This window comes from Parabacteroides distasonis (assembly GCF_004793765.1).
GTDB classification, from domain to species: Bacteria; Bacteroidota; Bacteroidia; order Bacteroidales; family Tannerellaceae; genus Parabacteroides; species Parabacteroides distasonis_A.
On sequence record NZ_SRYM01000090.1, the window covers coordinates 1 to 6,670 of the forward strand.

The 6,670-nt window shown below is 44.3% G+C and carries 7 protein-coding genes; all 7 read right to left on the minus strand.

Features of this window, described 5'->3' with window-relative positions:
- Nucleotides 1-1,951: hybrid sensor histidine kinase/response regulator (locus E5342_RS18290; RefSeq protein ID WP_135960017.1), on the minus strand; the 1,951-nt coding region annotated here is incomplete at its 3' end.
- 4 nt (nucleotides 1,952-1,955) lie between these two features.
- Complete coding sequence (locus E5342_RS18295; RefSeq protein ID WP_121737340.1) at nucleotides 1,956-3,332, minus strand: alpha/beta hydrolase; 1,377 nt, start codon at nucleotides 3,330-3,332, stop codon at nucleotides 1,956-1,958.
- A 12-nt stretch (nucleotides 3,333-3,344) separates the two neighbouring features.
- Nucleotides 3,345-3,767 carry an META domain-containing protein gene (locus E5342_RS18300; protein ID WP_135960018.1) on the minus strand — a complete coding sequence of 141 codons (423 nt, stop codon included), beginning with the start codon at nucleotides 3,765-3,767 and terminating at the stop codon, nucleotides 3,345-3,347.
- 1 nt (nucleotide 3,768) lies between these two features.
- Nucleotides 3,769-4,113: a DUF3795 domain-containing protein gene (locus E5342_RS18305; protein ID WP_121737338.1), complete on the minus strand. Its 345-nt coding sequence runs from the start codon at nucleotides 4,111-4,113 to the stop codon at nucleotides 3,769-3,771.
- 2 nt (nucleotides 4,114-4,115) lie between these two features.
- Entirely contained in the window at nucleotides 4,116-4,532 is a 417-nt protein-coding gene (locus tag E5342_RS18310) for a DUF3795 domain-containing protein (RefSeq protein ID WP_121737337.1), read from the minus strand.
- Nucleotides 4,533-4,553: 21 nt separating this feature from the next.
- Complete coding sequence (locus E5342_RS18315; protein WP_121737336.1) at nucleotides 4,554-5,927, minus strand: MATE family efflux transporter; 1,374 nt, start codon at nucleotides 5,925-5,927, stop codon at nucleotides 4,554-4,556.
- A 111-nt stretch (nucleotides 5,928-6,038) separates the two neighbouring features.
- Nucleotides 6,039-6,670 (minus strand): TonB family protein (locus tag E5342_RS18320; RefSeq protein WP_135960019.1); only part of this gene is annotated, 632 nt, incomplete at its 5' end.

A 6,670-nucleotide genomic window follows, 5' to 3' on the forward strand; every position in this document is an offset into this window, starting at 1 on the left:
TGTCTGAAACCTCCATAAGTTCCGATATGGAGAACGGTTTGAGCAGGCAACCGGAGAAACCACGTTCCATAAGTTCCTCCTTGCTGCAACTGCCCGAAGCGGTTGTCACGACTACCGGGATAGCCTTTGAATTGCCAACGTTGGAGGTGCGTAGCAGTTCCAGCAGCTCGAAACCGTTGATTTCCGGCATGTTCAGATCGGTAAGCAATAGACTGTATTCCTTTTTCCTTATCATTTCCATCAGCTCCGCAGCATCAGTGCAGGTGTCACAATGTATCCCTTCCTGCGCATACATCTCTTTAAGCATCAGTAGCAACACTTCGTCATTGTCGATGGCAATTACATCATGGAATGTACGGTCATGATGAATCCGTGCATGATTTATCCTTTCCGGCAGTTCCCCGGCTGTCTGCATAGGTATTTCCACCATGAAACGGCTGCCTTTGCCTTTCTCGCTCTCCAACCGTATCGTGCCGCCGAGCATCGCCACGATACTTTGCACGATGGACAAACCCAATCCGAAGCCGTCTTTTGCGGCAGCGTTTGACAGACGCTCAAACGCGCCGAACACCCGTTGCTGTTCCTCTTCGGTCATTCCTGTGCCCGTATCTTCGACGATAAGTGTCAGCGTATCGTTATTATAATCCATTGTCAGAGAAACGCTACCATTCTCCGTGAATTTGATGGCGTTTGACAGTAGGTTGTTGCCGATTTGCAGGATACGTTCCTTATCGGTCAAGACGACTGCATCCGTTTGATTGGTTATGGTCAGAGCCAGTCCCTTGTGCATGGCGATGGGCGTAAACTCCGTTTCGAACGTGTGAATAATTGCGGGAATTCTGCAAGGAGAAATATTCGGCTGCTCCTTGCCGTTATCCAGACGGAAGAAACTCAGCAGGGTGTTGAGCATTTCACGCATACGGTCGGAGGATTGCCGGATATTACGGACATATTGCTCTTTTTTATCCGCATCATTCCCTTTTTCCATCAACGCGGTATAACCGATTATTGCGGTTAAAGGTGTGCGCAGTTCATGCGTGATAGTATGCACGGCTTTCTTGCGAGAATTTATCAGTGCCTCGTTTTTCTCTACCGCTTGTTGTAGCTGTTTGATTAAATTTGTCGTTTCCCGTTTGTACCGCTTGATACGGTTAGTATTCCGGTGAATTATGATATATGAAATGATTAACAGAAGGAGGACGAATCCTGTCAAGCCACCTATCTGAATAAACGATTTTTCACGCATGGTGGCTATCTCGTCCTCTCTCTTTTGCAGGTCAGCTTGTATTTTTCCATCTATTTGGCGAATCAAACTTTGTAACTGACGGTTAAGTTCGGCATTCCGTGCAGCAAGACTGTCAGCGTGTTCCGATAAACGGCGGCTTTGTGCTTGTTGTTCGGCTATCATATTCCGGCTAAGAGAATGGAGCATCGTGGTAGTCACGGTGGGCTTTGCTTCCTCCTTTTTACCAAAGATGCCCAAGAAGCCCTTTCGCTTCAGCTTCTTGGGTTGTTCTTGCGTACTTTTATATACGATTGCAGGCACTTGACGGGCTATCCTTTCTTTGATGCTTTTCTGTTCATCAAGCATCTGTACAATTCGTCGCATTTGTTTTTCTTTATCCTCTAAAAGATAGTGTACACTGTCAATGCGTTCAAACGGGTAGATAGACGTGAAATAATAAAGCATACTATCCAAAGCCATACGCTGCAAATGATAATTTGCAATATCTTTATCTTCCCATTCCAATATTGTTTCTCCTAACAGAGAAAATCCTGTTAAGCGAAAGTTTAATTCATTAACATGTCGGCGCAACTCATCAGTGGTTCGGTTCTCCTTCTCTAATACTTCAAGCTTTTTCCATTCATACTGATAGCAATATATAATCATTCCTATTAGTATGAATATTAGAATATAGCCACATGATATTAGCTTGCGGATTGAAATCATAAATTTAATGAGGTTTGAAAGAGATAAAATCAACAATGTCCTGAAGGACTTCGGGGGAGATCGTTTCCTCAATTGTGCCGTATTCCTGTACTGCGCCCGTTTGAGCGTGTTGGAAAAGATGATTAAGTCCGGGATAAAGTTTCACGGTCGCTTTCGGGGCGAGTCGTTGCATTTGAAGCATATTCAATTCCGGGCGAACTTGTATATCCTTTTCTCCGTACAGTACGAATACCGGGCAATCCGTCTCTGCGATGCTTTCCGCCGGTGAAAAACCGATATAGTAATTTAGCCACGGGTTATTGTCAGCCGCAATCTTTTTCAGATTGGCTTTCAAAGATGTATGAACGGGAGTATTCTTCCAATTTGCACATATATCCTCAATATTTTCAACCGCCATATTGTTACCCTCCCTTATTTTCAGTTCATACATCTTGCGCAATGCCTCAACATAATCCGATACAATATCTGCCGGCATGTTGCCCTGTTCCAGCATTGTTGCGCTTTGATCTATTAAAACCGAGTCACCACGAACAGCCTGTGCGCCAATGGCTATAATGAAATTCGGATTTGAGAATAATCCCGAATTGTTATCAGCTCCCAACATGAACGCCACTGCCGCTCCCTCACTATGCCCCAGTATTCCCACATTCTTGAATTTCACTTCTTTGCGCAGGTATTCCATTGCTGTTTTAGCATCCCGTGCAAAATCTTCAGTGGTGGCATTTTTACCGTCGCCGGTTGATTCTCCATATCCTCGGTCATCATATCGTAAAGTTGCAATGCCGTTTCGGGCAAGGTAATCTGCGATGACAGCAAACGGCTTATGTCCGTATAATTCTTCATCACGGTTTTGCAGTCCGCTACCGGTAATCATTACGATAACCGGAGTTGCCTCTGTAAAACTTTCAGGTATGGTAAGTGTTCCTGCGAGAGTAACACCATCTGATAGGTTATTGAAACGAACTTCCTTTGTCGTGTATGGATATGGTGGCTTAGGCGTTTGAGGCCGCTTTAATTCCACAATGCCCGGAAATAATTCAAGGTCGGCACTCATTGTTCCTTGTGCGCATTTCCCAATGAGTTTCCCATCTTGTTTGCATCCGGTAAACGTCAATCCTATGCGTTTAACTGTCACATTTACAGAATCAGCCGAAATGAAATTCACTTCTCCGGCTATACCGTATGCTCCTTGATCCGGAGAATCAATCGTAACTGACGGTTTGCCATCTTCACTTGTCTTGAAATTGAACACAATCTTTAACTCCACTTGCGGAGTTACCTTCAACGTACCATGCCATGATCCCGAAATATCATCATTGGAAGCCATGATGTTTAGCACGGAACAGGTGGCTAAAACAGCTGCGATTATCATTCCTTTCATTATATCGACCTATTATTTTATTAGTTCCATCAGTATATGACCCTTATCATCTTTCAACACCAATATGGAATCGGCCGTGATTTCGTATGATTTGATACTGGGCAGAATAGATGCTACGCTCCTTTCCACTATCATGTCATCGCAAGCCAATTCAGTAAATGATATATCAGAGAATTTCAAGGCGTTTTTGCTTTTTTCAAAACTGCCCGAAATTGTATTGCAGTCAGTGGTGCAGGAGAACACTCCGGCGTTATCAAGCTGCAATATATACTCTGATTCCTTGTTTATCTGCGTCAATCCGTATGACGAAGTGGCGATGCAGTTGTATTTCTCAAGCCGCCATCTCCCATACAGAATGTTATCTGACGGGGAGTCGCACGAGCCAACCAATATGACTAATGCAAGCATTATTACTGTAAAAGTGTTTATTCTCATATCATTTACGTTTTATCGTCTGGCATTTTCTCCTACTCATTTCCTCGGCATACGCTATTTCTCCATGTTCCCGTATATAGCTGATACAAGCCGGGCGGTCGGAGTTAAAGAGCAACGCGAACACTTTGCTTATAAAGTTGGAATAGATTTTACACTCCCTTACGTCACGCTCACACTCGGCACAGGTATGATAGCCTTTGCTTATGCAGCACTGGCGGATTTTACACCACGATGCTTTCTCGTTATTCTTACATCCGGGGCATTTACCGGACAAGAATTTGCGACACGCTCCACAATACAGCCCACAAGCGGCTATATTATCCTTACTTACTATTATACTTTTCATATTCAATGTTTTTTATCTGTATGTTTTTTGCCACAGCCATAACATATCCCATCATGAACAGATATGACACCACTGCAATCTGAGCAAGTCCAACGTTCATTTTCCCTTTGTATAAACTTTTCAATACCGTTTTCTCTTATAAAAGCGAGATTGCCCATAAGCGACTCAATCATCGGATAGGCGTTGGCATACCAACATTCCTTATCGACAATCTCCATGCATGGATATTGAGGACATTTATCACAGAACCCGTCGGGCAGTGTTTCCCGTATTTCGCACTTTACAATCTTGCACAGATTGGCGCAATACTCACCTTTGTAACCCTCATTCCGGCATCCGACACAAGGGTTGTCTTTTCGCAGTGCTTCGCTGCAAACAGCGCAGTTCAGCCCGCATGGGGCAATAATATTTTTATCCATAATCTAATTCTATTCAATTTGTTAAAGTGCACCCACCACAAAACTTTTAGTCCGCTGCCTATATCTCAGATAAACTGAGACTGTCAAGATGCAGGCTATAAAATCTGCCAAAGGAATACTTAGCCAGACTCCGTCAAGCCTCAGGTCAAATATTTCAGGCAGCAGGAATATCAACGGGATGAAAAATCCTATTTGGCGTATGAGCGACAAGACAATACTCATTTTCGGCTTGCCAATAGACTGGAAAAAGTTTGTTATCATAGTCTGCATGGCCATAACCGGAAACATCAAGGCACAGATACGAAGACCTGCTACTGCAATGTCATTAAGTGCAGTTTCGTTTGAGAACAACTGTATAATCGGGCGAGCCCCCATTTCACACAGTAAAAACACGGAGAACATGAAAGCAAAAGCTATTGTCAACCCGGTGTTCATGGCTTTGTTAACCCGGTCTGTCTGGCCGGCCCCGAAGTTGTATCCTATGATGGGCTGCATGCCGACAGCAAGACCGATAATTATCATCGAGAACAGCATGTAGATTCGGCTGACTATGCCGTATGCCCCGATCGCAAAGTCGCCACCGTAAAATCCGAATCTGTTAATAAGGGCAATGCTTATGGATGCCGAGCAAAGATTTAATATAAACGGCGGAGTCCCCAGTTTCATGATTTCTCCGGACAGACGGAAGTTCCACCTGAAACGGCTTTGCTGAAAATGTATTTTATTTGATTTCATAGAGAAGTGCCTTACGACCCATACAAGTCCGACTACCTGCGATATGACTGTGGACATGGAGGCCCCCTTAATGCCAAACTCAAATACAAATATGAATATTGGTGTCAAAACCAGATTTAGCCCGACGGTCAGCAGAGTGGACTTCAATGATTTTTTGGGGAAACCGTTTCCGCGAAGCAAGTTATTAAGGCTTAAAAATAGAAATGTTATTGGATTGGCGCAGAGCAATATTCCAATATATTCCCATGCATACGGAAGCGTGGCTTCACTTGCGCCGAAAAAGTATAGTACAACATCCAGATTAAGATATGTAATCCATCCCGTCAGGATGCTGATTACGAAACCCAAAATCACCACGGTATGCAGAATATCGGCTGCCTGTTCATATTGCCTACGTCCCAGACAGATGGAGGTCAGCGTGGTCCCGCCGATCCCGACAAGCGTATTGAAAGCAATCAGGCAATTCATCATGGGGAAAGTAACTGCAAGCCCGGAAATAGCCAGTGTACCGACACCATTTCCAATGAATATACTGTCAATAAGATTATACAGTGATACCGCTGCCAGATTGATTATGGCCGGTATGGAATACTGAAGCACCAACTTACCTATTGGAGCTGCTTGGAACTGGCGGTATTTCTCTTGTGATACGTCTTGCATTGTCCGGATTGACACTTTCATTATTAATGATACAGGGTATGCCGTACTGTAAGATACGGCATACTCCAAGTATCAGATAAGATATTTGTACTATTGGTATTTCTTCTTGTTTTATTCGTCGTTTGATGACCAATACTGGTTGCAGATATAATAGTTGAACTCCAGTGTGTAGCTTGATTCAGACGGCAGTCCGCTATTTAGTCCGGGGTGGAATTTGGGAAGTATACGCGCCATGCGCAGAGCCTCGGTATCAAGTGTCTTACCGGAACTTTTAACGATTCGGGCATCCTTTACAACTCCGTCTTTGGCGATGGTAAGCTGCACTGTGGCATCCATGTTAAGAACACCGTCTTTGTATGCGGTTTCAGGGAAGGAGATGTTTTTATTGATAAAGGCTCTCAGTTTGTCCTTGCCGCCGGGGAAGTTGGGGGCGGTTTCTGTCCTGATGAATGGCACGGCATCGGCCGCGTCCGCTTTCTCCGTGACCACCACATCGGAATTTCTTTCTGTCACTCGAATGGTGGAATCGGATTTTTCGCTAATTTTGTAGCGCAGATCCTCCACCAGCGTAGCGGCAGATACCTCATTGATTACTGCTGACACCGCAGGGGTAGCCAGACCGATTAACGCGAGTGTCATTGCTGGCACCATGACAAACGCACGCACACGGGCTTTGCCTGTCGGTTTGCTTGATAACATCATAGTTATACGTTTTTTAAGTGAACTGTGATTGAGACAGTTGG

Coding starts and splice junctions, on each gene's coding strand:
- E5342_RS18300 (WP_135960018.1), bottom strand. CDS start 3,767: ATGAGAATAAACACTTTTACAGTAATAATGCTTGCATTAGTCATATTG.
- E5342_RS18305 (WP_121737338.1), bottom strand. CDS start 4,113: ATGAAAAGTATAATAGTAAGTAAGGATAATATAGCCGCTTGTGGGCTG.
- E5342_RS18295 (WP_121737340.1), bottom strand. CDS start 3,332: ATGAAAGGAATGATAATCGCAGCTGTTTTAGCCACCTGTTCCGTGCTA.
- E5342_RS18310 (WP_121737337.1), bottom strand. CDS start 4,532: ATGGATAAAAATATTATTGCCCCATGCGGGCTGAACTGCGCTGTTTGC.
- E5342_RS18315 (WP_121737336.1), bottom strand. CDS start 5,927: ATGCAAGACGTATCACAAGAGAAATACCGCCAGTTCCAAGCAGCTCCA.